Below are 23,133 nucleotides of genomic sequence, written 5' to 3'. Positions count from 1 at the left end.
GGCGGACGGATGCCGCCGGTGCGTCTCTCAGCGGGCCAGGAGGCCCCGCCCGCGGAGAAGGCGCTTCTCCAAGGGATTGAAGAACAGCAGCTCGACGATGATTCCGACGAGCAGGATGCTCAGCACCGCGGTGAGCACGATCGCCATGTCGGACACGGTCCGGCCCTGCGCCAGCAACGAGCCTAGGCCGAATCCGATGGATCCGCCGATCGCGATGAGCTCGGCGCCCATCAGCGAACGCCAGGAGAAGGCCCACCCCTGCTTGAGCCCGGCGACGTAACCGGGCATGGCAGCGGGGAGGATCACCTTGACGGCCAGCCGCCAGCCGTCGGCGCCGAGGACCCGGCCGGCCTTGAGCAGCTGCGGCGGGATCTGGTCGATGCCCGAGAGCATGCCGTTGACGATCGACGGGATGGCGCCCATGAGCACCACGAAGTACACGGTGGCGTCCGAGAGCCCGAACCAGACGATGGCCGCGGGAACCCAGGCCACCGAGGGCAGCACCTGCAGCCCCGTGATGAGGGGGCCGACCGCGCTGCGCAGCCCGGCCCACTGGGCGATCAGCAGCGCCAGCGGCGTGGCCACCAGGACCGCCACCAGGAAGCCGCTGAGCCCGCGCCACAGCGACGTGGCCAGGGCGCCGGGCAGGGTGCCGTCCGCCACGGAAGCGGCGATCTGACGGCCGACCTCCAGGGGTCCCGGCATGATGTCCGGGCGCGGGTCGACGATCGCGACGACCAGCTGCCACACCATCACGGCGGCGAGCAGGGCGACGACCGGCGGGGCCACCCGGGTGCGGAAGATCTCCGCAGCAGTTCGGCTCTGTCCCCCGCGGGACTGCAGGGCATCCAGGCCCGCGAGTGCCGCGGCGTTGTCCCGGCCGGAACCGTCCCGGTCCGTGGCTGCGGTGGAGACCGAGCCGTCGAGCTCAGGTTCGCGATGAGCGGGCATGGCGTCCGATCTCCTCCCTGAGCCGGTGGGTGATGGTGCGGGTCAGCTCGTCCAGGGTTTCCTCCCGGGACTGGCCGCTGGCTTCGAACCCGTAGGAATCGGGATCCTTCCAGGGCCCCGTGTCCCATTCCTGCACGATCCGCCCGGGGCGCGAGGACAGCAGCAGGACGCGCTGTCCCAGATGCACCGCCTCGGAGACGTTGTGGGTGATGAACACGATGGTCCGGCCCGTGACCTCCCAGATGCGCAGCACCTCGTCCTGCAGGAGGTCGCGGGTGATGGCGTCCAGGGCGGAGAAGGGCTCGTCCATGAGCAGCACCTCCCGTTCCTGCGCCAGCGCCCGGGCCAGGCCCACGCGCTGCCTCATGCCGCCCGAGAGCTCGTGGGGGCGCTTGTCGGCGACCTGCGGCAGCCGGACGAGTTCGAGCAGCTCCTGGACGCGATCGGCGCGGTCCGCCTTGGGGATGCCCGCCAGTTCGAGCGCCAGTTCGACGTTCTTCCCCGCGGTCAGCCAGGGGAACAGCCCGGCGTCCTGGAACATCATCGCCGCACCCTGCGCGGGCGCGGACACGGAGCCCTCCGTGGGGTCCTCCAGGCCCGCGACGACGTTGAGCAGCGTGGTCTTGCCCGATCCCGAGGCGCCCAGGAGAGCCACGAACTGCCCCCGCTGGATCGAGAGGTCGAGGCCCTGCAGCACGGGGCCGTCGCCGGCCACGAAGGTCTTGCCCAGGTTCTCCAGGCGGATCACGGCTTCGGGCGCGGGCGAGGACGCCGCGGCCGGGGCGGCGTTCGTCGTCGTGCTCATGCGGCGTGCCTCCGTCCGCCGGAGCCGAGGGAACCCCCGGCGCTCGCGGAGCCCTGCGCCCCCGAGGGAACGACGGCGGCGGCCAGCTCACCGCCCACGGGCTCCTGCCCGCGCTGTTCCCGCACGGTGTTGATATAGGTGTCGTCCACGAACCCGTCCAGGGAGGCGTCCTGGGTGGTGCCGGCCTGCACGCCGTTCTCCAGCAGCGTCGGATAGGTCGATTCCATGGGATCGGTCGTCCATTCCATGGCCTCCAGGGAGGCCGCGATGGTCTCCGGCTCCAGGGGCTCCGTCCGGGCGGCCTCCATACCGTCGTTCAAGGTCTCGATCACCTCGGAGGTCTCGGCCGTGTCGAGGTAGTCGACCGAGTCCTCGAGACCGCCGAGCAGCTTCTCCACCGTCTGCGGGTGCTGCTGCAGGAACTCGGTGCGCACCGCCAGGATCGTGGTGGGGTACCGGCCGTCGGGCCACAGATCGCGTTCGTCGACCAGCACGTTGCCGCCCTCCTCCTGCGCCATGCGGGTCACCCACGGCTGCGGCCCCCAGAAACCGTCGATGGAGCCCTGCCGGAAGGTCTGGAAGGCCTGGCCCGAGGGCATGGGCGTGATGGACACCGACTCGGGGGAGCCCGTGTCGACCTCGTAGCCGCGGTCCTGCAGCCAGACGCGCAGGGCCACGTCCTGGGTTCCGCCGAAGTCCGGGGTGGCGAAGGTGCGTCCGGCCAGGTCGTCCTCCCCTGCGACGTCGTCGGAGACGATGAACTGCGCGCCACCGGAGGTCGCCCCGGCGACCGTCGTCACCGACTGGCCGCCGGACTGCACGAACGAGTTGATCGCGGGGTTCGGCCCCATGAAGGCGATGTCCACCTCACCGGAGTTCATCGCCTCGATCGTGGTGGGCCCGGTGTTGAATACCTGCGTGGACAGCTCCGTGTCGCCCAGGGCCTCCTCGAAGAACCCGCGCTCGACGCCGGCCAGCGCCGGCCCGTGCGTCAGGTTTCCGAAATAGCCCAGGGTGATCTCCTCAGCGTCCGAGGTCTCCGTGACCGCCTGCTCCAGGGCGTCCAGGGTCCCGTTGGCGCGCAGCACGGTGGCGGTCACCGTGACCACGCACAGGATCGCCAGCCCCGCGATCACAGCCGGCCAGCCGAGACGGCGGCGGCCCGTCCGCTTCCTGTCGACACCCGCCGTGCGGACCTCGGTCCGGATCGGCGGACGCTCTCCGGCCCCTCGTTCGTTCTCCGGCGCCACTCAGCTTTCCCCTACCAGACCGGCCGCCAGCGTGTTGCCGGACTGGGAGTCGATCAGCAGGAAAGCACCCGTACGGCGCAGGTCCGCGTAGTCGTCCAGCGGCAGCGGCGAGGCCGTGCGCAGGGTGACGGTGCCCAGGTCGTTGAGCTCCAGGGCGGTGGCCGGCGAGAGCTCCATGGTCTCCAGGTCCACCCGCCCCTCGACAGAGACCACCATGGCCTGGACCGTGGCCGTACCGTGCTTGAGCAGCACGCGGACACGCGGCTGCAGCGGCTGGGCGCCCAGCCAGGCCAGGCGCGCCGTGAAGCTCTGCACGGGCTCCGGCGGTGCCGGGGTGGCACCCGCGATGAGCTCGCCGCGAGCCACGTCGAGCTCATCGGCCAGGCGGAGGGTCACGGAGCGGGGCGCGGCGGCCTGCTGGAGCTGCTCCCCCGGGAAGGCCCCGCCGGGCTCGGAGGCGGTCCCGGCGACGTCGATGCCGGTCACCGTCGTCGTGCGTCCCGAGGGCAGCACGACGACCTCGTCGCCCACGGCCACGGTGCCCGAGGCGATCTGCCCGGCGTATCCGCGGTAGTCCCGGGTGGACTCCGGGTCCACGCCCTGGGCCACGCCGCCCTGCGGGCGGATCACCCACTGCACGGGGAAGCGGAAGGCGCGCGCCTCGCCCGAGCCGGACTCGTCCAGGGTCGGCAGCTCCTCGAGGATCCGCAGCAGGGGGCGGCCGTCGTAGTCAGGGCCCGTGTACCACGGGGTCCGCTCGGAGACGTTCACGACGTTGTCGCCCTCGAGCGCGCTGACCGGGACGACCTTGAGCCGCTCGACGCCGAGGGTTCCGGCGACGGCGGAGATCTCCTCCACGATCTCGTCGTAGCGTTCGCGCGAGTAGTCGACCAGGTCGATCTTGTTCACGGCCACGATCACGTGCGGCACGCGCAGCAGGGCCGTGACGGCCAGGTGACGGCGGGTCTGCTCGACCACGCCGTGCCGCGCGTCGACCAGCAGCACCACGGCATCGGCCGTGGAGGCGCCCGTGACCGTGTTCTTGGTGTACTGCACGTGCCCCGGGCAGTCCGCCAGCACGAAGGAGCGGCGGTCGGTCGCGAAGTAGCGGTAGGCGACGTCGATCGTGATGCCCTGCTCCCGCTCGGCGCGCAGACCGTCGGTCAGCAGCGCGAGGTCGATCTGACCGGAGCCGCCGCCGAATCCACGCTCGGCCGAGGTCCGGGCCACGGCCTCGAGCTGATCGGCCAGAATCGCCTTGGCGTCGTGCAGAAGCCGGCCCACCAGCGTGGACTTGCCGTCGTCGACCGAGCCGGCCGTGGCGAAGCGGAAGAGCGATCCGGGGTCGATCGTGGAGGTTTCCGTCACAGGGTCGAGCCTCTCGTGGATGTCGGTTGCGGTAGCGGTGTCGAGGGCGGCCATCAGAAGTACCCGTCCTTCTTGCGGTCCTCCATCGCGGCCTCCGAGAGGCGGTCGTCGGCGCGGGTGGCGCCGCGCTCGGTCAGCGTGGAGACCGCGACCTCGGCGACGACGTCGCCCACCGAGTCCGCCTCGGAGACCACGGCTCCGGTGCAGGACATGTCGCCGACGGTACGGTAGCGGACCTTCTGCACCTCGACCGGCTCGGTCTCCTTGGGCCGGGACACGGGCGTCACGGCCATCCACATGCCGTCCCGGCGGAAGACCTCACGGTCGTGGGCGAAGTAGATGGGCGGCAGCTCGATCTTCTCGCGCTCGATGTAGCGCCAGATGTCCAGCTCGGTCCAGTTCGAGATCGGGAACGCGCGCACGTGCTGGCCCGCGGTGTGCCGGCCGTTGTACAGGTTCCACAACTCGGGACGCTGGTTGCGCGGGTCCCACTGGCCGAACTCGTCGCGCAGCGACAGGATGCGCTCCTTGGCCCTGGCCTTGTCCTCGTCACGGCGGCCTCCGCCGAAGACGGCGTCGAACTTGTTGTCCATGATCGCGTCGAGCAACGGCACGGTCTGCAACGGGTTGCGGGTGCCGTCGGCGCGTTCGGTGAGCCGGCCGTCGTCGATGTAGTCCTGCACCGAGGCGACCACCAGGCGCAGTCCGAGGCGCTCGACCGTGCGGTCGCGGAAGTCCAGGACCTCCGGGAAGTTGTGCCCCGTGTCCACGTGCAGCACCGGGAACGGGATGGCGGCGGGCCAGAAGGCCTTGGCCGCAAGGTGCAGCATGACCACGGAGTCCTTGCCGCCCGAGAACAGCATCGCGGGGCGGTCGAACTCGGCCACCACCTCGCGGATGATGTGGATGGACTCGGACTCCAGCGCGTCGAGCGCTGATTGTTCACCGGTGGCCGCGGCGTGATCACGCACCGCGGTGTCGGGGGTCTGCGTCATGGATGATGTTCTCCTGGCTGATGAGCCCGTTCCGGGCGGCCCTGGCGGGCGGGTGTGGTGGGACGGCCGGATGCAGCTGCGGGGCCTCCCGCAGCTGCCGGCCGCGTCGGACTCAGAGGTGGATGCCGCACTCGATCTTGTCGGTGCCCGCCCAGCGGCCGGCTCGGGGATCCTCCCCCGGTGCCACGCGGCGGGTGCACGGTGCGCAGCCGATCGACAGGTAGCCGTCGGACAGCAGCGGATTCATGGGCAGGCCGTTGCTGTTGCTGTAGTCGGTCAGCTCGTCCAGGGACCAGCGCACCATCGGGTTGACCTTGACGATCTTGTGGGTCTCGTCGAAGGCCACCATGGGAGCGTTCGTCCGGGTCGGCGACTCGTCGCGGCGCACGCCGGTGAACCAGACGTCGTAGCCCTCCAGGGCCTCGGCGAGCGGCTCGACCTTGCGCATCCGGCAGCACGCGGCCGGGTCGACCGAGAAGAGGTCCTTGCCGTGCTCCTCGTCCTGCTCGGCCACGGTCAGCTTGGGCATGACGTCGACCACGTTGACGTCCAGCATGACCTTCACGGCCTCCTTGGTGCCCTCGGTCTCCGGGAAGTGGTAGCCGGTCTCCAGGAACAGCACGTCGACACCGGGGACCTGATCGGCCACCAGGGCGGGCAGCACGGCGTCGGCCATGGAGCAGGCCACTGCGATCCGGGCCTTGGGGAAGTTCTCCGCGACCCAGCGGATGGCAGCGATATGGTCGGCCTCGCCGACGGCGGGGGCGGTTCCCTCGGAGCTCAGCTCGGCGCCCAGCTCCCTGGCCCCCGCAGCCGCGAGCTCGCGGAGCTGCTGCTCGCCGCGGGCCGGTGCATCGATGGTTGAAGCAGTCATTTCAGATCGTCCTCCTCAGCACGGATCGTCCATGCAGCGAAGCTCTCCTCCGGCTCCCGTTGTTCCAGGAAGCGCCGGGTCAATTTTTCCACGTAGTCGGCCAGCTCGTCCTGGAAAACCTTCAGGCCGCGCACGGTACGGCCGAGGCTGGCGTCCATGCCGCGGTGGGCCGAGGAGAAACCGCCGCCCAGGTGCACCTGGTAGCCCGGCTTCTGGCCGCCGTCCTCGGTGGGCAGGAGCTGCCCCTTGAGCCCGATGTCCGCGGTCTGGATGCGAGCGCACGAGTTCGGGCAGCCGTTGATGTGCACCGTGATCGGCGCGGGCAGGTCGACGTCGTCGAGACGGCGGTCCAGCTCGTCCATGACGTCCGAGGCGACCTGCTTGGTCTCCACGATGGCCAGCTTGCAGAACTCGATGCCCGTGCAGGCCATCGTGGTCCGGCGGAAGGGCCCAGGCCTGGTCGGCAGGTCCAGGCCGTCGAGGGCCTCGACGGCGGCATCGACGTCGGCGTCGGCGATGTCCAGCATCAGCAGCTTCTGGTGCGGGGTGGTGCGCAGCCGGTCCGACCCGAAGCGCTCCATCACATCGGCGATCTCGTGCAGCAGCCGTCCCGGCACCCGGCCGGCACGGGGCGCGACGCCGATGAAGTTGCGGCCGTCGCTCTGCTTGTGCACCCCGATGTGGTCGCCGGGCTCGGTGGGCTGCTCGGGGGCGGGGCCGTCGGGCAGCTCATAGCCCAGGTACTCGTCCTGCAGGACCTGGCGGAACTTCTCCACGCCCCAGTCCTTGACCAGGAACTTCAGGCGCGCGCGGTTGCGCAGCCTGCGGTAGCCGTAGTCGCGGAAGATCCCGGTGACGCCCTTCCAGACGTCCAGGGCCTGGTCCTCCCTCACGAACACGCCCAGCCGCTGTCCCAGGAAGGGCTGCACGGACAGCGCGCCACCCACCCAGAGGTCGTAGCCCGGGCCGTGCTCGGGATGCACGACGCCGACGAACGAGCAGTCGTTGATCTCGTGGACCACGTCCAGCGCGGGGGATCCGGTGATCGCGGTCTTGTACTTCCGCGGCAGGTTGGAGAACTCGAGCTTGCGGATCTCCTTCTTGAGCACCTCGATCACGGGTGTGGGATCGATGATCTCGTCCTGGGCCACCCCGGCCACGGGGGAGCCGAGGACCACGCGGGGGACGTCACCGCAGGCGGAGACCGTGTCCATCCCGGCCTCCTCCAGGCGCCGCCAGATCTCCGGGACGTCCTCGACGCGGATCCAGTGGTACTGGATGTTCTGCCGGTCGGTGATATCCGCGGTGCCGCGGGCGAACTCGGTCGAGATCGTCGCCAGCGTCTTGAGCTGGTCGCGCGTGAGCGTGCCGCCGTCGAGGCGAACGCGCATCATGAAGTACTCGTCCTCGATCTCGGCGTCGCTCAGGGAGCCGGTCTTACCGCCGTCGATCCCCGGCTTGCGCTGGGTGTAGAGACCCCACCAGCGGAAGCGTCCGTGCAGGTCGTCTGGGTCGATCGAGGCGAAGCCCTCCTTGGAGTACTTCTCCTCGATCCGGGCGCGAACATGGAAGCCGTCGTCGGCAGCCTTGAACTCTTCGTTGTGGTTGAGGGGGTCCTGGCCATCGACTTTCCACTGGCCCTCGGGCTTGGGCTTGCGCGCACGCGTAGGGCGCGTTGGGGTGGAAGTTGTCATCAGTCCAGTGAACGCTGCCCGACCCTGCGGGGTCACGTTTATCGTCACAAACAGTCATAGAGCGGGACGGTGGTCCCTACCCCTGCCGAGTAGTGAGTTGAGCCGCTCATCGGCGCTGATGGGCGGCTCAACTCACTACTCGGCGGGGTAACCGGCCTGCGGCGTCGTCGTGGATGTCCTATGGACGTCATAGCGGGATGTCATAGCGTCGTCAACGTCACAGATCAAGACCGGGAGTGCCCATGTCCGAGAGCACCGCATGGCCATCGACCGGGCCCGCGGCGGATCCGCTGAAGTTGTTCCGCGCCTGGCTCGCGGATGCCCACGCGAGGCAGGTGGCCGGCCCCCGCGCGGTCGTCCTGGCCACGACGGGTGACGACGGCGGGCCGTCACAGCGGGTGGTGATCCTGCGCGACGTCGACGAGCACGGCCTGATCTTCACCAGCTCCACGACCAGTCGTAAGGGCCGGGAGCTGGCCGCTAACCCGCGAGCGAGCATGAACTTCTACTGGCGCGAGGTCATGCGCCAGGTCGAGGTGCTGGGACGGGTCGGCCAGCTGCCGCCCGAGATCGCGGACCGGTACTTCGACGGGCGATCGGAGGCGGCCAGGGCCGTGGCCATCGTCTCCGCCCAGAGCGCCCCGCTGGCCTCGGAGGAGGAGCTGCGCTCCCAGTGCGAGGAACTGCGCGGGCGCGCTGAGCCGCTACGGCGCCCCGACCATCAGGTGGCCTATCGCCTGGTCCCGGACTGCTTCGAGTTCTGGCAGTGGCGGGAGGACGAGGTGCATCGACGGCTGCGGTACGACCGCCGCGCGGGATCGTGGTCGGCCACCCGCCTGCAGCCCTGAGCGTGGTGCGCCATGGGGGCTTCCCTCCCGCCGAGTAGCGAGTTGAGCCGCCTGTCGGCGCTGATCAGCGGCTCAACTCGCTACTCGGCGGAACAGGGGTGCCGATGGGTGGCTCAAGTCGCTACTCAGCGGGGGAGCGGTCAGTTCTCCGTGGCCGGATCGATGTCCTGCTCATCGGTCATCGCGCCCACTCCCTCGTCAGCGGGCTCGGCCTCGTCCTGGTTGGACTCGGCGAACTCGCGCTCCTCGTCAGGGCTCATGCTGATGGAGTCGCCGCCCTTGCCGGCCGCGGTGGACTGGGGGTCGTTCTGCTGCATCGGACTGTCCTTTCACTGTACGGATGGGTTGTCGGGTCATGGGTTGTCGACTGCGCTAACGAGATCCACTGGTCGTCAGAACCCCCGGGGCAGCGTGGCGCTCCGGTCGAACTTCTCGGCGACGTGCACCAGCCCGTCCCCGTCGATCAGTGTCACGGCATCCGCCGTGCCCCGCTGCGAGCCGCCCGTGATATCCGCTCCGACGTCGGCGATCACGTTCTCCAGGACCACGCCCGGTCCGACGTGAACGCCGTCCAGGAGCACGGAGTGGCGGACCACGGCACCCTCGTCGACGATCGTGCGGGGGCCGATGACGGAGTGCTCCACGGTGCCCGCGATCCTCGATCCGGCGGCCACCATGCTGTCGCGCACCGTCGCGCCGTCGGCCACGCGCCCCGGAAGGAGCTGCGGCTGCGCCGAGAGGATGGGCCACTGCGGATCGTCCAGGACCGCGCCGTCGTCGTCCAGGAGCTGCATGTGCGCGGTCCAGTAGGACTGCAGGGTCCCCAGATCCTGCCAGTACCCGTCCAGGCGGTGTTCGGTCACCTTCCGGTTCGAGACGAACCACGGGAGCAGGTCGTGCCCGTAGTCCTCGAGCCGGCCGTGCTCTTCGTGGAGGACGTCGAGGGCCTCGAGCAGCGAGTCGGCGCTGAAGAGGAACATCTCCCCCGCCACGACGTGTCCTTCGGGCTCGTCGGGCTTGTACTGGAAGCCGATCACCGAGCCGCGGTTGTCCGACTGGACCACCGAATACCGGGAGGGATCCTCGTCGACCACCGTGGTCACCATGGTCAGATCCGCCTGCTCCCTGACGTGGGTGTCGATGACGTCCAGGAAGTTGATGGTGTAGAGGTGATCGGCGCTCAGGACCAGCACCAGGTCCGGGTCGAAGTCGCGGATCAGGTCGCGCTGCCGGTAGATCGAATCCGAGTTGCCCTGGGCGAACCCCTCGCCGTCGGCACCCTGGAAGGGCGGGAGGACGTGCAACCCGCCGTGAGTCCGGTCGAGGTCCCAGGGACGCCCGTTGTCCAGATGCACGTTGAGGCTGTGCGGCAGGTACTGCTGGATCACCCAGACGTCCGAGATGTGCGAGTGCATCAGATTGGACATCGACACGTCGATCAGCCGGTAGGTCCCCCCGATCGGCAGCGCCGGCTTGACCTTCTTGTCGGTCAGCGCCTCCAGCCGGGATCCCTTGCCGCCGGCGAGGATCAGGGCGAGTGTCCGGGGGATCTGCATGAGTCTTCCCTTCCGCCTGGATATGCATTCGAGGAAACAGTTACGCTATTGGGTTCCCCGACGAGCGTCATCACAACGCTGCAACTATAAGCCTACTGTTTCAGGCGGGCCAGGCCCGAGCGGCGAAACTCGTCCTCGAGACTAATATCCTCTTGAATCACGCTCCACGCCCGGACCACGCGGTTCAGGCCTGTCCGCCCTTGAGCGACTGCTCGCTCGGGGCGAACCCGGCAAAGGAGTTTCCCCCGGGCATTCACAACATCCGCGCAACTGCCGCTCGTGGCAATCTGCTCGCATACCGACTGGAGACCGCCAGCAGGTATTTGACAGGGAGCCAGCAACTCGACCCGGAACCGCGGGCGGGCCCTGCTCCTTCCCGCCTGAGCCCGGTTGCCTGCGCCGGGCAGATCGTGGTGTATTTCGACGCGGGGGTCCGCTTCGAAAAGGTCCAGATTCTCTTGGGTCACGAGTTGCACACGCACGTCACCTGCAGCAAGAAGACTCGTCAGGACGACTGCCGTGACGCCAGCCCTCCATCGGCGTTCACCATCACCCGGAATCCATAAGACATGAATATCGGGGACGGCGTGGAGGACACCCGCAGCACGCATCGTCGGATGGGTGATCTTCGGCGACAGGCGAGTTGTCTCCGCGTTCTTCTGGAGGATCGCCTCAACCGGATCCGCCCGGTTGCGAGCACCCCAATCCGCACCGCGGTGTGTGGCGACGGCCTGCGGTTCGTGGCGTAGGTCGAAACCCCCTAAGTGTGCCTGCCAGGCGAACTCCCAGTCCTCGCCTCCGTAACCCACGATGCTCCCATCGAAGCCGCCGATGGTCTCGAATACCTCGCGTCGGCAGGAGAGGACGGCGCCAATCATGAATCGGAAGTTCGTCTCATCACCACCGCGAAGGTGATCCGTGGTCAACCACGCTTCGGCGAGCCAGCCTGGTTCGCCGAGGTCGCGAGGAGGCTCCACATCCATGTCCAGATGGGTGCGAGTACCGACCACTACCGACTTCGGTGCCGTCTCGAGTGCCTCCGTCACCGCGGATAGATACCCCGGGCAGGGCACGGTGTCCCCGTCGAGAAAAACCAACACCTCACCTGTCGCCACCTGCGCGCCGAGATTGCGTGCTGCGGCAAGGCGGAAACCGCGGTCTGCCTGATGCACGACGACTACCTCGGTCCCTCCGGGACCCTCAGCACCGTGGACGACCGGCGGCGGGATCGTCGAGCCGTCATCGGTCACGATGACCTGAAACGAGCCGGGGTACGTCTGTTGTCGGAGGCCACCGAGCACCGCGTCCAGGCCCTCCGGATCATTGAAGTAAGCGATGATCACGGAAACCGCGGGCGGCCCCTGCCGATCGCTTACGAGTTCCGGGGTCACCCTTGGACCCCCCGCCAGATCCGGGTATAGGCCGAGGCCACCTCCGCCCACCCCCACTGCGGCAAAGGCCGCCAGGCGCGCGTGTAACCAGGATCCTGGATACCCCGGACGAGGTGCTGCCCTAGGGTTTCAGGTCGGCACAGGCTCAGTGAACCCGGCCACCGCTGCGCAATCTCCTGCATGTACGGTCCTTCGAGAACAATCGGCCGGCGCCCGTGGGCGATCCAGGTGTTCAACGAGCCCGACGCCGAGGCGTGCAGATGGGGGCAAACCGGTACGGTCACCTGCGCCAGCTCGGAGGAAAGGCGGGAATCCGGCACGAACCCCGTGATTTCCAGACCGATGCCACGCCGCGCGGCAGCAGCGCTGAGCTGCTGGGCGTAGCCCTCATGACCGGCTACAACGCTTCCGATGGCCCGGATGCTTGCCCCTTCGGGTGCTGAATGGATCACTCGTTCATACCCTTTCCCGGGATAGACGAAACCCATCAATCCGATGATGGGAGGAGCCTGCCCTCGGTCGGAAACCCGCTGTCGGGAAGCGGATGGGCCAGCCGGGGCCTCCAGGGGCAGCGGAACCACTTCCAGACGAGTCCTCTGGCCGGCCGGGTACGTTTTGACCGCGCGAGCTTCATGGTCGGAATTGACGACGACGATCGAAGCGATACCGGCCAGCTCCTCATAGGCTCGGCGTCGCCGGTCGAACCTCTGCGCCCCCTCCTCGACCTGCGGGATGTCGTGAAGGTTGAGGCTCAACGGACGTCCGTCGAGGAGACCAAGAATCCTCTTGACCGCGGCGTCCGGATCAGGGCCGAAGAGATGGTCGGTGAAGGTGACATGGACCAGATCGCTAGATCCACTGCCATCCGAGGGACTGAACCAGTCGTGCCGAACCGGGCCGCCTCGTAAACCCTGCGCGGTCGTGAGCTGGTGCAACAGGTGCCTGGCGTAGCGGGAGACACCATGCTCCGGCGGCCCACAGATGATGTGGGCGATAGTTTCAGCCATAGTTCAAGTACTCACGGGGCCAGCCCCAGGAGTTCGATCCTTTCTTTGTACCGTCTCATGGCGCTGGACACCAGCTCGGGTCGGTGCCTGTAGTAATCGAGGTGGGCGTCGACCACCTCGCTATGGGGGATGCAGCGGGCATCCGGGCCGTATCCGAGCCGCCACTGGTCCGTGGCATCGGGTCGCAAGGTGACGTCCAGCCGTCTCGCCAGCTCCGACTGGACCGGGGCTTCGATAGACCGCAGCAATTCACGGCCCGGCGAACCGGCTCTCGAGCCGCCGAGAAAAGTTTCGAGAACCCGTTCGACCAGAATTGTAAGTGTACTGTTATCCGGGTGGTTGATGGTGTGCCAATGCGGATACCTCTCAAGCACATCCGTCATCCGAATCGTCCCGTGAGCCGTCTCCCGATAGCGAAGCTGGTCGACCGACTCCTTCGCCGCTGCTCGCAGTGCGAGGAGATCGACAGAAGACTCATCAATCCCTGAAAAATCCGGGCCCTCTTCCCTGCGCAGCTGCCCTCGGTGAGCTGCTACGAGTGCTCGCAGGTCGTGGTACGGGACCAGGGGTGGATCACACGACGGATTGACAGGATCACGAGCGATCACCTGAAAGGGGTGCAGCCCTGCGAAACGTAGAACGGGGCCCCGGATGCTGGTCGCACCCGGGGCCAGTAGTGCCTCCAGCTGCTCCGTCCCGCATGCGAGAGATCGGTAGTCATTGCGGATGGGCTGAACGATCAGGACATCCACACGGCGCAGGAGTCGATGCGCGACCGCCACATCCTCGTTCGTCCATTCGAACACAGGCGGAACGCGAATGCTGCGAACCGCAGCGCTGCATTCGAGCAGCACCCGCAACGACTCCGCCTGGCAGTTTCCGATTACAACCAGCAAAGGCAGATCAGTGGCTGCCCCTCCGCCGCTCAGGTTATGTCCGGTCGGGTGGCCGCGACCGGTACGAAAAGCATAGAAGTCTCGGTAGTGGTGGCGGCGCGCTCGTTCTTCCATGCCCCGATCTTACGAACGGCCGCCGCCGCGGGCCGGCGACCCCATGAGCGGCCCATCTCCGGCCCGGCCAGGCGTTTTCCGTGTAGCACCCATTCCAGCCCATCACCCCTACGTGGACGCCGTCATACCACCGCCGCTTGCCGGCGAGGACCACATCGTCGTGGTCGCCCCCGCTGTCCCGCCCGGGGCCCGACCCGGGCAGTGGTTCCCGCACCCCCTACTGGATCCCGCGGCCCTATCGGATCACGCCCGGAGCATCGACGCGGTTCACCTGCATTTCGGTTTCGAACACCGCACGCCGGCGCAGGTCCGAACCTTCGTCACCAGTTGCCGCGAACTCGGCATCGAGCTGATCTTGACCGTCCACGACCTGGACAATCCGCACCTCGTCGACCAGACGTCGCATTACGCCCGGCTGAGCGAACTCGTACCTGCTGCACGGCACGTGGTGACGCTCACGGATTCGGCGGCGTTCGAAGTCGAGGCGCTGTACGGCAGTCGACCGGCTGTCATTCCTCACCCGTTCGTCGTCGCACCTCCCCTCGCTTTCCAGATCGCCTCCCGACATATGCCGCACCGGACCGGTCGCAAGGTCTGCATCTTCCTGAAGGACGTCCGCGCCAACACGGTCACGGACCCGGCCTTCTTCCTGGATCTCGCCCACGGGGCACCCGAGACCGAGGTGCACGTTTTCGCTCACCGCAGTTCTGCCGAGCACCCCCTGTTGCACGCGATGGACCGTTGGACGCATCCTCGGGTACACCTCCACGAACGCATGCCAGACAGGCTGCTGCACGAGACACTGGCTGCCTTCGACGTTGCCGTTCTTCCTTATCTGCGCGGCAGTCATTCCGGGTGGCTGGAGATGTGCCGCGATCTAAGCGTCACCGTCGTCGCACCGGATTGCGGGCACTACGGGGGGCAGGCGGACCGCCACGGTGCCATCCAGCTCTATTCGACCGGTGATGGTTCCAGCGCTGCCTCGGCGGTCTCGCGGGCCATCGCTCTGGGTCCTCTGTCTTTCGGGGGTGATCGTCTCGCACAGCATCAGCAGATCCTCGGAGCCCACCGCCTCATCTACTCCGATGCTCGGCGTCACGGTCCGCGCCGTCTCCAAAACACCCCACTAGGAGGGGATCAATGAAAATCGCCGTCGTCGGCCCCTCACGTCTTCCCATCGCGCCACCGTTCGGAGGTGGACTCGAGGTCTTCGTCCATCGGCTGGTCAGCGCCCTACGTCTGCGCGGTGTGGAGGTCGACCTGTTCGCCGCCCGCGGCTCGATCGGACATATACAGTCACTGGAATTCCCAGGCATCGACTGGACGGGCTTTGAAGCTTCGGCGCGGGACGACGCCTACCCGCCGGGCGCAATGGAGTCCGAAGCCGCCGCATACCGGCGGGTGCGCAAGCTCTTGGAGCGGTCCGATTACGACCTGGTGCACAACAACAGCGTTCACCCCGCCATGCTGGTCATGGACCCTGGGAAGGCACCGCCCATGATCACCACTTTGCACGTGCCGCCGCAACCCGAACTCCAGCAGATCGTGGACACCCTCGGCCCCTCCAATGGGCGGTTCACGGCGGTCAGCAGATTTACCGCGGACCAGTGGCGCATCCCCACACCGGTCGACGTGATCCACAACAGCGTCGACACCGACCAGTGGCGCCCGGGGCCAGGCGGGCAAGGGGTTGTGTGGTTCGGGCGCATCACCAGGGAGAAAGCCCCGCATATCGCCATCGATGTCTCTCGTCGGCTGGGCCTACCCCTCACGCTGATCGGCCGATGCGTCGAACCCCCGTATTTCCGGAAGGAGATCGCACCGCGCCTGGGTCCGGACATCCGATGGCTAGGTTCTCTGCCTCCCGAGGAGATCGCCCGCACTGTCGGACACGCCGATGTAGCCCTCGTGACCCCTGAATGGGACGAGCCTTTCGGACTGGTCATTATCGAGGCCCTGGCCTGCGGGACCCCAGTAGCGGCATTCGCCCGCGGCGGCGTCACTGAGGTCCTGAAGGATTCACCGGCTCACTTGGCGGTACCGGGCGACGTCGACGACCTCGTCAGGGCAGCCCGAGCCGCCCTGCAGCAACCACGCGAACACGCACGCCGGACGGCTGTGCGCCGCTTTGACATCCACACCATGCTGGAGCGATATCTGACGCTCTTCGAAGGAGTGCTGACGCGATGATCGGCTTCTACGCCCACCATCAGGGGTCGGGACACATCACGCGATGCCGAGCCATCGCGACAGCTCTGTCGGGGGCAACGGACACCACGGTTCTTTCATCGCATCCGAACGCCGATGTCATCCTGCCGATGGACGCCCCATCGCCCAGCACATTGAGCCATGATCAGCTGACTGCGCACGGTTGCCTGCACTGGGCCCCGCCCCGTCATGAAGGACTGGCGCGGCGGATGGCCGAGGTCGCCCGGTGGGTCGATATCCATCGTCCGGTCGCTTTTCACGTCGATGTCTCCGTGGAGATGGCTGTGTTCGTCCGCGCCATGGGTATTCCGGTCACCGTACAGGCCATGCCGGGTGTGCGCGCCGATCGGCCTCACGCACTGGGATACGGACTCGCCGATGCGGTCATCGCGGCATGGCCCGATTGGGTCCCTCTCCCCGTGCACTTGAACGACATCGCCCCCCGGGTTCATCGAGTGGGCGGGATCAGCAGGTTCGCGGACAGCTATTACCCCAAGGAGACCTTCAGGCGCCCTACTGAGACGGGGGACGCGGGATCGGTGACGATCATGCTCGGCGCCGGGGGGACGGATGCCCCTACCGCCTATTGGCAGGGCGTCGCGGAATGCCTGAGAGCAGCTGGACACTCCTGTGAGCTCATCGGCCAGAACTCCTGGGTCACCGACCCCTTCCGCGCCATCTCAACAGCGGATGTCGTGGTCAGCGCCGCCGGGCAGAACTCCGTGGCGGACCTGGCGGCCCTGGGCAAACGGGCAGTGGTCGTCCCTCAGACACGACCCTTCGAAGAACAACAGGCAACGGCGCAAACGCTGGCAGCCAGCGGTCTCGCGGTGGTCCTACAACCGGATTGGCATGAGGTGAACAGTGTCGAACGATGGCCGGCTTTGATCGAGCATGCTCTCGGAACGGACCCCGGCTGGGAGCGGTGGCAGACGGCTGGCGCGGCATCTCGAGCTGCTCAAGTCCTCCTGGGGGTGGCCAGGTGAACTATCCGGATGCCGAGAAGAACAGTGATACGCACTACTCAGGGGAACGTTCCGCTGACGGACTGCAAACACATGTGGTGACCGTGTGCTCGCCACACCGGCGTCCCCACGTGTTGCACCAGGTGCAGGGACGGAATCGGTGGATGTCATCTGCGAGACACCACACTGTGCTCATCGGAGATAAACCTTTTGAGGTGCCAGGCTCCCATCTCATTGACCACACGGGAACGGAACGCCTCAATCTCGCGCGGGCACGCAATACTGCTGGCGACGCAGCTGTGGAAGCAGGAGCGGATGTCATCGTCTTCCTGGATGCAGACTGCGTTCCAGGGCCCGGATTGGGCAGGTTCTACGAACTCGCAGTCGCGGGCTGCCGGGGCAGAACCACGAGAGATCCGCACAGTACGACGACTGGCGAGCCCGTCCACCAAGGCGCATTCCATCCGGCCCACGGAGGCATCTACTGCGGCCCGGTGACTTACCTGCCCCGCCACACGCCATCTTTGGATCATCCTGACGCCTGGGAACATCTGCCTAATCTGACAGCGCCCCACCGCGCCAGGCCGGATCCGCCGGACGGCAGCCTACGTCTAGCGGACACTGGGGAGTACAGCCTTTTCTGGTCCCTGTCCTTTGCCGTCTCGAGTTCGCAATGGATCTACCTTCGCAGGGCCTTCGGCGGATTCTGTGAAGAGTACGAGGGCTACGGGGGTGAAGACACCGATTTCGCCATGAACCTCGAACGGTACTCAATTCCCCTCTTCTGGGTCGGTGGCGCTCACGCATATCACCAGTGGCACCAGGTTTCTTCGCCACCTGTAGAGCACCTTCAGGACATCGTGAACAACGCAGGCCTTTTCTTCGACCGCTGGGGTTGGTGGCCCATGCTCGGATGGCTGGAGGAATTCCACAGGCTTGGGCTAGCCCATCACGACGGCCAGCGGTGGGTCTGCGACCCGGCCGAGTCACTGCAGGACGGGTCGGCCGACAGTTGATCAGCTGCGCTCGGGTCGGAGAACTACCCTCAGAAGTGGCGCACTCACTGACAATTTAGGAGATCGTCGTGGCCGGCGAACCGGCGGCCTCACTCCGTGAGGAGGAGGGGGCGCAGCGCGGCCGGGGAGTCGACGACGGCCATGGCCCCGGACTCCTCCGCCGGGGAGCCGAAACCCCAGCGGGCGAAGATGACAGGTACGCCGTGGTGGGCGGCGCCGTCGATATCGTGATGCCGGTCCCCCACCAGGACGGGATTCGACACGTCGAACCCGCCCGCCCGGAGGTCGGCGAGGGCTCGGCCGAGCACCTCGGACTTCGTATCGAGGGCCTCCGGGTCGGGGTCGGCCCCGTGGATCGCCTCGAAGCACCCCTCGATGCCGTAGTGCTCGAGGATCGCCGCGACCTGGTTCTGAGGTTTCGTGCTGGCGGTCGACTGCGGCACCTTCGCGGCGTGCAGCTCGCGCACGAGCTCCGGGACGCCGTCGTACAACCGCACCGACGACGCGTAACCCTGCTGCGCCGCGAGCCCTCGGTAGCGGGCGACGGCCTCGCGCGCCTGCGGTCCGGAGAGCCCGGCGAAGCGCTCGAAGGACTCGAGGATCGGCGGGCCGATCCACTGGTTGATCTGATCCGCCGGAACGGGCGGTTCGCCGATCTCGTCGAGGACCTGGGCGATCCGCGGCGCGATACCCGCGGAGGCGTCCGCGATGGTGCCGTCGACATCCCACAGAACACAGGACCAGGGTGATTTAGCCATATCCCCTACCCTAAGAGCTTCCGCGGAGGCAGCCGACCATCCTGGGAGGGAGGCATTGCTGCCGCCCGCCGATCTGTGACAGACGATTTGCCGTAAGCGCCGCAGGCATGAATATGGTGAACTCCGCGACGAGCCACAGAGGCGGAGCGGAACATGAACGGCAGAAACACCAGAGCCAGGCCGGCGATCCTGGGGCTCGGAGTCGGCTGTCTTATTGCGATCGCCCTGAATCTCGGCCTCTGGGCGCTGGGAGTGTCATGGGCGAGTTTCAATCAACAGTCGATTCTTGTCCCCCTCGGTATTTTCGCCATCGGCTCCCTGCTGGTTCTCATCGGCGGGAGATTCGGGCAGAAGAACACCGGAAAAGACCCCGACTGAGTCCCCTACCCGATGGCGTGAAGCCGGAGAAATACATGCGGGCAGAGCGGTGCATCGAGTCCGGGATGTGCGACAGTACGGATCGAGATGACTGCTACGACGACGAGCGGGGAATCCATGCATCACACGGTGAACGCCCAGAGCGCCACGAGGACGGACTCCGGCAGCCGCTGCCCATGCGGCTCGGGGGACACCTACGGCAACTGCTGCCAGCCGCTTCACGACGGCCGGCCCGCCGCGACCGCCGAGGCGCTCATGCGCTCGCGCTTCTCCGCCTTCGCCGTGGGCCACGAGCACTATCTGCTGCGGACCTGGTACCAGGCCAACCGCCCGGACAGGATCGAGCTGGACCCCGGCCTGCGGTGGTACCGCCTGGACATCCACGGCACCACGGGTGGCGGGCCGTTCGAGGAATGGGGCACCGTCGACTTCACCGCCTACTACCGGCCCAGGTCCGGAACCGACGCTCCCCGCGGGGCCCAGCGGGAGAACTCGCGTTTCCGCCGCCAGGACGGCCAGTGGTTCTACGTGGACGGCAACATCATCTCCGGCTGATCCCTCCCTCCGGCTGCGGTCAGCCCTTCTCGGAGCCGTCGGGCCCGGGCATCTCCAGCAGGTTGACCAGGTCCTGCACCGACTCCATGACGGCGCTGGGCCGGAAGGGGAAGGTCTCCACCTGGTCCCGCCGGGTCACTCCGCTCAGGACCAGCAACGTGGCCAGCCCCGCCTCCATGCCGGCGATGATGTCCGTGTCCATGCGGTCGCCGAGCATGGCCGTGGTCTCCGAGTGGGCCCCGATCCGGTTCAACGCGGAACGGAACATCATGGGGTTGGGTTTGCCGACGATGTACGGCTGACGGGCGGTGGCCGCCGAGATCATCGCGGCCACCGCCCCGGTCGCCGGAAGGGGGCCGTGCGGCGAGGGCCCCGTGGTGTCCGGATTGGTCGCGATGAACCGCGCCCCGCCCTCGATCAGCCGCACCGCCGTGGCGATCGCCTCGAAGGAGTAGGTTCGGGTCTCGCCCAGGACCACGTAGTCGCAGTCGTTGTCGGTGAGGACGAAACCCGCCTCGTGCATCGCCGTCGTCAGACCCGCCTCGCCGATGACGTACGCGCGGTGACCGGCCGCCTGGTCCCGAAGGAACTCCGCGGTGGCCAGCGCCGAGGTCCACAGCTCGTTCTCCCCGACCTTCAACCCCGACCGGGCCAGCCGGGCGGAGAGGTCCCGCGGGGTGTAGATGGAGTTGTTGGTCAGCACCAGGAACTTCTGACCGCGGTCGCGCCAGATCTCCAGCAGGCGGGCGGCTCCCGGGATGACCGATTCCTCCCGGACGAGCACGCCGTCCATGTCGGTCAACCACGAATTCGTGGTCATGAGTCGCTGAGTCCGTGCAACTTCCATGGCTCCTGCCTTCCGTGAGGACCAGAACGACGACGGCCCGCCGCCTCTGCATCTCACGGTAGAGGGGATCGTCTGCCCGGACCAACGATTGGGAGTCACGTCACCGGGAAAGGGCCAAGATGTCGCCTCCGCCCACCCCGGACCCGTGCACGTGAGGTGAACCACGCTCACCGCCATTTCACTGTGAGCTGAGCGTAGGCTTGCCGGGTTCGTGTACCGCAGCTCTCCCGAACTCGGAGCCACCACCATGTCGCACACCGATTCCGGGTCCAGCACAGTCACCGCTCCTCCCTCCAAGGACCGCGGCCTCCTGGACCACTATTTCAAGATCACCGACCGCGGCTCCACCATGAGCCGCGAGGTGCGAGGCGGCATCGCCACCTTCATCGCCATGAGCTACATCGTGGTGCTCAACCCCCTGGTCCTCGGCCTCGGCCCCGACGCCGACGGGAACGTCCTGGGCGTCGAGCGGGTAGCCGCGATGACCGCCCTGATCGCGGGGGTCATGACGATCCTGATGGGCGTCTTCGCCAAGTCGCCGTTCGCCATCGCCACGGGCCTGGGCGTCAACGCCTTCCTGGCCGTGACCATCGCGACCACCCCGGATCTGACCTGGCCCCAGGTCATGGGGCTGGTGGTCTGGGCCGGGGCGCTCATGTTCATCCTGGTGCTCACGGGATTCCGGACGGCGGTCTTCAACGCCGTCCCGTCATCGCTGAAGACCGCGATCGTGGTGGGCATCGGCCTGTTCATCGCTCTGATCGGATTCGTCAACGCCGGCTTCGTGCGCCGCATGCCCGACGACGCGAACACGACGGTGCCGGTGAACCTCGGCATCGGCGGTCACCTGGTGGGCTGGCCCACCCTGGTGTTCATCGTGACCCTGCTGCTGATGGTCGCGCTGATGGTGCGCAACGTGAAGGGCGGGATCCTGATCGCCGTCATCATCGGCACGATCTTCGCCCACATCCTGGAGGCCGTGGTCCCCTCCGGCTCCTCCGTCGAGGCGCCCACGGGCTGGTCCCTGGTGGTCCCCGAGAACCCCACCGCGTTGCTGTCCTTCCCGGACCTGTCCCTGTTCGGCGAGGCCAGCCCGATCGCCGCGCTGGGCCAGCTCGGCGCCATGACCGCGCTCCTGCTGATCTTCACGATCCTGCTGTCGATCTTCTTCGACGCCATGGGCACCATGGTGGGCCTGTCCGATCAGGCCGGCCTGATCAAGGACGGCAGGATCGAGAACGTCGACAAGGTCCTGCTCGTGGATGCCGCCGGCGCCATCGCCGGCGGTGCGGGGTCCGTCTCCTCGAACCAGATCTTCGTCGAGTCCTCGACCGGCATCGCCGAGGGCGCCCGCACCGGCTTCGCCAACATCATCACGGGCGTCCTGTTCCTGCTGGCCACCTTCATCACCCCGCTGGTGCAGGTGGTCCCGTTCGAGGCCGTGGCACCCGCGATGGTGGTCGTGGGCTTCCTGATGGCCAAGAACGTGGTGCACATCGACTGGGAGGACTGGGGCATCTCCGTCCCCGCCTTCCTCACCTTCGTGGTCATGCCCTTCACGTACTCGATCGCCGACGGCATCGGCGCAGGGTTCGTCTCCTACGTCTTCATCCGCGTCATCCAGGGTCGTGCCCGGGAGATCCACCCGCTGATGTGGATCGTGGGGATCGCCTTCGTCGTCTTCTTCGGCGTGGGCGTGATCGAGGGCTGGATGCACTGAGTCCGCCCTGAGCATCCGTGCCGGCCCGCACCGCACCGGTGCTCAGTGCCGGGTGCCGGCTTCCTCCGACGACGGCGGGTCCAGGCGCGGCGCGACCGTTCCCGTGAGCCGCCGGGTCCAGGCGGCGTCCTTGTACTGCGCGGGCACCGCGTCGATGAGCAGCGACCGCGTCATGGCGGCGGCCTCGGGCGACCCCGTCTCCGGCAGCGGGCGGTGGGAGGCGGCCAGGACGACATTGCCGCGCCGCCGGCCTTTGAGCATGGCGGGGTCGGCGACCGCCGCGGTGTGCTCGAACACCGATCGCAGTGCCGCGAGCTCCTCGCGGGTGCCGCGCAGGTCCCGGTGATCCCCGACGTTGAGCAGATAGATCCCCTCCGGGGTGAGCACCCGCTCCACCTGACGGGTGAACTCGAGCGTGGTGAGCGGCTCGGGGGTGACCGCCCCGGCGAAGACGTCCCGGATGACCACCTCCCGCGAGCTCTCCGTCAGCGACTCGGTGACCGCCCGGGCCTCTCCGGCGCGGATCCGCAGAAGCGGCGCGCGGGGCAGGTCGAACCACTCGCGGACCAGTTCCACCAGACGGCCGTCGAGTTCGACCACGACCTGCCGGGCCGCCGGCCACTCCTGCGCCACCCAGCGCGCCATGGAGCACGCCCCACCACCCAGATGGAGGAGCCTCAGCCGCTGCGGATCGAGGTGGGCCGGCACGTACATGCGCAGCACCTCCGCCATCCACCGCATGTACTCGAAATCCAGGCGCTCCGGCCGGGCCGGGTCGATATGCGACGAGGGGACGCCGTTGACCAGCACCGTCCAGGCGCCGGGGGCCAGATCGTCGGGAACGAGTTCGACCGTGCCCGTCTCGACCTCCCAGACCCCGGCATGAGCGCTCGCCGAGGACTGCGAGCCGGCCTTGGCCTGGCGACGACGGCCCATC

23 protein-coding genes are annotated in these 23,133 nt (G+C 67.6%); 8 read left to right on the top strand and 15 right to left on the bottom strand.

Features of this window, described 5'->3' with window-relative positions; all coding sequences use genetic code 11:
* Positions 1-27: 27 nt before the first annotated feature.
* The 7 genes from FCK90_RS09490 to FCK90_RS09460 all read right to left on the bottom strand — a co-directional run bounded on the left by FCK90_RS09490 (position 28) and on the right by FCK90_RS09460 (position 7,937).
* Positions 28-951, bottom strand: a complete 924-nt coding sequence (locus FCK90_RS09490; protein WP_158034071.1) for an ABC transporter permease — start codon at positions 949-951, stop codon at positions 28-30.
* Positions 929-1,756: an ABC transporter ATP-binding protein gene (locus FCK90_RS09485; protein WP_158034070.1), complete on the bottom strand. Its 828-nt coding sequence runs from the start codon at positions 1,754-1,756 to the stop codon at positions 929-931. The genes FCK90_RS09490 and FCK90_RS09485 overlap by 23 nt, the downstream gene beginning before the upstream one ends.
* Positions 1,753-3,006: an ABC transporter substrate-binding protein gene (locus FCK90_RS09480; RefSeq protein ID WP_158034069.1), complete on the bottom strand. Its 1,254-nt coding sequence runs from the start codon at positions 3,004-3,006 to the stop codon at positions 1,753-1,755. Before FCK90_RS09480 ends, FCK90_RS09485 begins: the two co-directional genes overlap by 4 nt.
* Positions 3,007-4,428, bottom strand: coding sequence for a sulfate adenylyltransferase subunit 1 (locus FCK90_RS09475; protein ID WP_158034068.1), 1,422 nt, complete (start codon positions 4,426-4,428; stop codon positions 3,007-3,009).
* The gene (cysD, locus tag FCK90_RS09470) at positions 4,428-5,369 is read right to left on the bottom strand and encodes a sulfate adenylyltransferase subunit CysD (protein WP_158034067.1); all 942 of its coding nucleotides are present in this window, start codon (positions 5,367-5,369) and stop codon (positions 4,428-4,430) included. The genes FCK90_RS09475 and cysD overlap by 1 nt, the downstream gene beginning before the upstream one ends.
* A 112-nt stretch (positions 5,370-5,481) precedes the next feature.
* Positions 5,482-6,243: a phosphoadenylyl-sulfate reductase gene (locus tag FCK90_RS09465; RefSeq protein ID WP_158034066.1), complete on the bottom strand. Its 762-nt coding sequence runs from the start codon at positions 6,241-6,243 to the stop codon at positions 5,482-5,484.
* Positions 6,240-7,937, bottom strand: coding sequence for a nitrite/sulfite reductase (locus FCK90_RS09460; RefSeq protein ID WP_158034065.1), 1,698 nt, complete (start codon positions 7,935-7,937; stop codon positions 6,240-6,242). The genes FCK90_RS09465 and FCK90_RS09460 overlap by 4 nt, the downstream gene beginning before the upstream one ends.
* A gap of 242 nt (positions 7,938-8,179) precedes the next feature.
* Between FCK90_RS09460 and FCK90_RS09455 the strand changes: the two genes are divergently transcribed.
* The gene (locus FCK90_RS09455) at positions 8,180-8,785 is read left to right on the top strand and encodes a pyridoxine/pyridoxamine 5'-phosphate oxidase (protein WP_158034064.1); all 606 of its coding nucleotides are present in this window, start codon (positions 8,180-8,182) and stop codon (positions 8,783-8,785) included.
* A gap of 140 nt (positions 8,786-8,925) precedes the next feature.
* Here FCK90_RS09455 and FCK90_RS15390 read toward each other — a convergent pair whose 3' ends face one another.
* From FCK90_RS15390 to FCK90_RS09435, 5 genes are all read right to left on the bottom strand, one after another.
* On the bottom strand, positions 8,926-9,102 hold the full coding sequence (locus FCK90_RS15390; protein ID WP_181954269.1) for a hypothetical protein: 177 nt from the start codon (positions 9,100-9,102) through the stop codon (positions 8,926-8,928).
* A gap of 75 nt (positions 9,103-9,177) precedes the next feature.
* Positions 9,178-10,341 (bottom strand): glucose-1-phosphate adenylyltransferase family protein, encoded by a 1,164-nt coding sequence (locus tag FCK90_RS09450; protein ID WP_158034063.1) that lies wholly within the window; start codon positions 10,339-10,341, stop codon positions 9,178-9,180.
* 92 nt (positions 10,342-10,433) lie between these two features.
* Entirely contained in the window at positions 10,434-11,732 is a 1,299-nt protein-coding gene (locus tag FCK90_RS09445; RefSeq protein WP_181954268.1) for a glycosyltransferase family 2 protein, read from the bottom strand.
* Positions 11,729-12,739 (bottom strand): glycosyltransferase family protein, encoded by a 1,011-nt coding sequence (locus tag FCK90_RS09440; RefSeq protein WP_158034061.1) that lies wholly within the window; start codon positions 12,737-12,739, stop codon positions 11,729-11,731. The genes FCK90_RS09445 and FCK90_RS09440 overlap by 4 nt, the downstream gene beginning before the upstream one ends.
* 11 nt (positions 12,740-12,750) lie before the next feature.
* Positions 12,751-13,749 carry a WcbI family polysaccharide biosynthesis putative acetyltransferase gene (locus FCK90_RS09435; RefSeq protein WP_158034060.1) on the bottom strand — a complete coding sequence of 333 codons (999 nt, stop codon included), beginning with the start codon at positions 13,747-13,749 and terminating at the stop codon, positions 12,751-12,753.
* Between the two features lie 160 nt (positions 13,750-13,909).
* Between FCK90_RS09435 and FCK90_RS09430 the strand changes: the two genes are divergently transcribed.
* The 4 genes from FCK90_RS09430 (at position 13,910) to FCK90_RS15385 (ending at position 17,938) form a co-directional block, all read left to right on the top strand.
* Positions 13,910-14,893, top strand: a complete 984-nt coding sequence (locus tag FCK90_RS09430) for a glycosyltransferase family protein (RefSeq protein WP_158034059.1) — start codon at positions 13,910-13,912, stop codon at positions 14,891-14,893.
* Complete coding sequence (locus FCK90_RS09425; RefSeq protein WP_158034058.1) at positions 14,890-15,939, top strand: glycosyltransferase; 1,050 nt, start codon at positions 14,890-14,892, stop codon at positions 15,937-15,939. The genes FCK90_RS09430 and FCK90_RS09425 overlap by 4 nt, the downstream gene beginning before the upstream one ends.
* Positions 15,940-16,166: 227 nt before the next feature.
* A complete protein-coding gene (locus FCK90_RS09420; protein ID WP_220433312.1) occupies positions 16,167-16,943 on the top strand; it encodes a glycosyltransferase in 777 nt (258 codons plus the stop codon).
* Between the two features lie 473 nt (positions 16,944-17,416).
* Positions 17,417-17,938 carry a glycosyltransferase family 2 protein gene (locus tag FCK90_RS15385; RefSeq protein WP_181954267.1) on the top strand — a complete coding sequence of 174 codons (522 nt, stop codon included), beginning with the start codon at positions 17,417-17,419 and terminating at the stop codon, positions 17,936-17,938.
* Between the two features lie 89 nt (positions 17,939-18,027).
* On the opposite strand, the gene FCK90_RS09410 is transcribed toward FCK90_RS15385, so the two are convergent.
* Positions 18,028-18,696 (bottom strand): HAD hydrolase-like protein, encoded by a 669-nt coding sequence (locus FCK90_RS09410; protein ID WP_158034056.1) that lies wholly within the window; start codon positions 18,694-18,696, stop codon positions 18,028-18,030.
* A gap of 153 nt (positions 18,697-18,849) precedes the next feature.
* On the opposite strand from FCK90_RS09410, the gene FCK90_RS09405 reads away from it, so the two are divergent.
* Together FCK90_RS09405 and FCK90_RS09400 are read left to right on the top strand one after the other, a co-directional pair.
* Positions 18,850-19,074: a hypothetical protein gene (locus FCK90_RS09405; RefSeq protein ID WP_158034055.1), complete on the top strand. Its 225-nt coding sequence runs from the start codon at positions 18,850-18,852 to the stop codon at positions 19,072-19,074.
* Positions 19,075-19,191: 117 nt separating this feature from the next.
* Positions 19,192-19,629 carry a YchJ family protein gene (locus tag FCK90_RS09400; RefSeq protein ID WP_158034158.1) on the top strand — a complete coding sequence of 146 codons (438 nt, stop codon included), beginning with the start codon at positions 19,192-19,194 and terminating at the stop codon, positions 19,627-19,629.
* A gap of 19 nt (positions 19,630-19,648) precedes the next feature.
* Here the strand turns inward: FCK90_RS09400 and FCK90_RS09395 are convergent, their stop codons facing one another.
* The gene (locus tag FCK90_RS09395; RefSeq protein ID WP_246180117.1) at positions 19,649-20,449 is read right to left on the bottom strand and encodes an HAD-IIA family hydrolase; all 801 of its coding nucleotides are present in this window, start codon (positions 20,447-20,449) and stop codon (positions 19,649-19,651) included.
* A 274-nt stretch (positions 20,450-20,723) separates the two neighbouring features.
* Here FCK90_RS09395 and FCK90_RS09390 point away from each other — a divergent pair, with 274 nt between their 5' ends.
* The gene (locus tag FCK90_RS09390; protein WP_158034053.1) at positions 20,724-22,196 is read left to right on the top strand and encodes an NCS2 family permease; all 1,473 of its coding nucleotides are present in this window, start codon (positions 20,724-20,726) and stop codon (positions 22,194-22,196) included.
* Positions 22,197-22,238: 42 nt separating this feature from the next.
* On the opposite strand, the gene FCK90_RS09385 is transcribed toward FCK90_RS09390, so the two are convergent.
* Positions 22,239-23,132, bottom strand: coding sequence for a spermidine synthase (locus FCK90_RS09385; RefSeq protein ID WP_158034052.1), 894 nt, complete (start codon positions 23,130-23,132; stop codon positions 22,239-22,241).
* Between the last annotated feature and the right edge of the window lies 1 nt (position 23,133).

This window comes from Kocuria coralli, from assembly GCF_008831305.1.
Classification (GTDB): domain Bacteria; phylum Actinomycetota; class Actinomycetes; order Actinomycetales; family Micrococcaceae; genus Kocuria; species Kocuria coralli.
Note: the sequence above shows the minus strand (reverse complement) of the source record. Positions and strands in the feature narration are given on the sequence as shown.

Excerpts from the sequence above, each read along its gene's own strand:
- FCK90_RS09490 (WP_158034071.1), bottom strand. The coding sequence starts at position 951 with ATGCCCGCTCATCGCGAACCTGAGCTCGACGGCTCGGTCTCCACCGCA.
- FCK90_RS09485 (WP_158034070.1), bottom strand. The coding sequence starts at position 1,756 with ATGAGCACGACGACGAACGCCGCCCCGGCCGCGGCGTCCTCGCCCGCG.
- FCK90_RS09475 (WP_158034068.1), bottom strand. The coding sequence starts at position 4,428 with ATGGCCGCCCTCGACACCGCTACCGCAACCGACATCCACGAGAGGCTC.
- cysD (WP_158034067.1), bottom strand. The coding sequence starts at position 5,369 with ATGACGCAGACCCCCGACACCGCGGTGCGTGATCACGCCGCGGCCACC.
- FCK90_RS09465 (WP_158034066.1), bottom strand. The coding sequence starts at position 6,243 with ATGACTGCTTCAACCATCGATGCACCGGCCCGCGGCGAGCAGCAGCTC.
- FCK90_RS09460 (WP_158034065.1), bottom strand. The coding sequence starts at position 7,937 with ATGACAACTTCCACCCCAACGCGCCCTACGCGTGCGCGCAAGCCCAAG.
- FCK90_RS09455 (WP_158034064.1), top strand. The coding sequence starts at position 8,180 with ATGTCCGAGAGCACCGCATGGCCATCGACCGGGCCCGCGGCGGATCCG.
- FCK90_RS15390 (WP_181954269.1), bottom strand. The coding sequence starts at position 9,102 with ATGCAGCAGAACGACCCCCAGTCCACCGCGGCCGGCAAGGGCGGCGAC.
- FCK90_RS09450 (WP_158034063.1), bottom strand. The coding sequence starts at position 10,341 with ATGCAGATCCCCCGGACACTCGCCCTGATCCTCGCCGGCGGCAAGGGA.
- FCK90_RS09440 (WP_158034061.1), bottom strand. The coding sequence starts at position 12,739 with ATGGCTGAAACTATCGCCCACATCATCTGTGGGCCGCCGGAGCATGGT.
- FCK90_RS09435 (WP_158034060.1), bottom strand. The coding sequence starts at position 13,749 with ATGGAAGAACGAGCGCGCCGCCACCACTACCGAGACTTCTATGCTTTT.
- FCK90_RS09425 (WP_158034058.1), top strand. The coding sequence starts at position 14,890 with ATGAAAATCGCCGTCGTCGGCCCCTCACGTCTTCCCATCGCGCCACCG.
- FCK90_RS09420 (WP_220433312.1), top strand. The coding sequence starts at position 16,167 with ATGGCCGAGGTCGCCCGGTGGGTCGATATCCATCGTCCGGTCGCTTTT.
- FCK90_RS09410 (WP_158034056.1), bottom strand. The coding sequence starts at position 18,696 with ATGGCTAAATCACCCTGGTCCTGTGTTCTGTGGGATGTCGACGGCACC.
- FCK90_RS09405 (WP_158034055.1), top strand. The coding sequence starts at position 18,850 with ATGAACGGCAGAAACACCAGAGCCAGGCCGGCGATCCTGGGGCTCGGA.
- FCK90_RS09400 (WP_158034158.1), top strand. The coding sequence starts at position 19,192 with ATGCATCACACGGTGAACGCCCAGAGCGCCACGAGGACGGACTCCGGC.
- FCK90_RS09395 (WP_246180117.1), bottom strand. The coding sequence starts at position 20,449 with ATGACCACGAATTCGTGGTTGACCGACATGGACGGCGTGCTCGTCCGG.
- FCK90_RS09390 (WP_158034053.1), top strand. The coding sequence starts at position 20,724 with ATGTCGCACACCGATTCCGGGTCCAGCACAGTCACCGCTCCTCCCTCC.
- FCK90_RS09385 (WP_158034052.1), bottom strand. The coding sequence starts at position 23,132 with ATGGGCCGTCGTCGCCAGGCCAAGGCCGGCTCGCAGTCCTCGGCGAGC.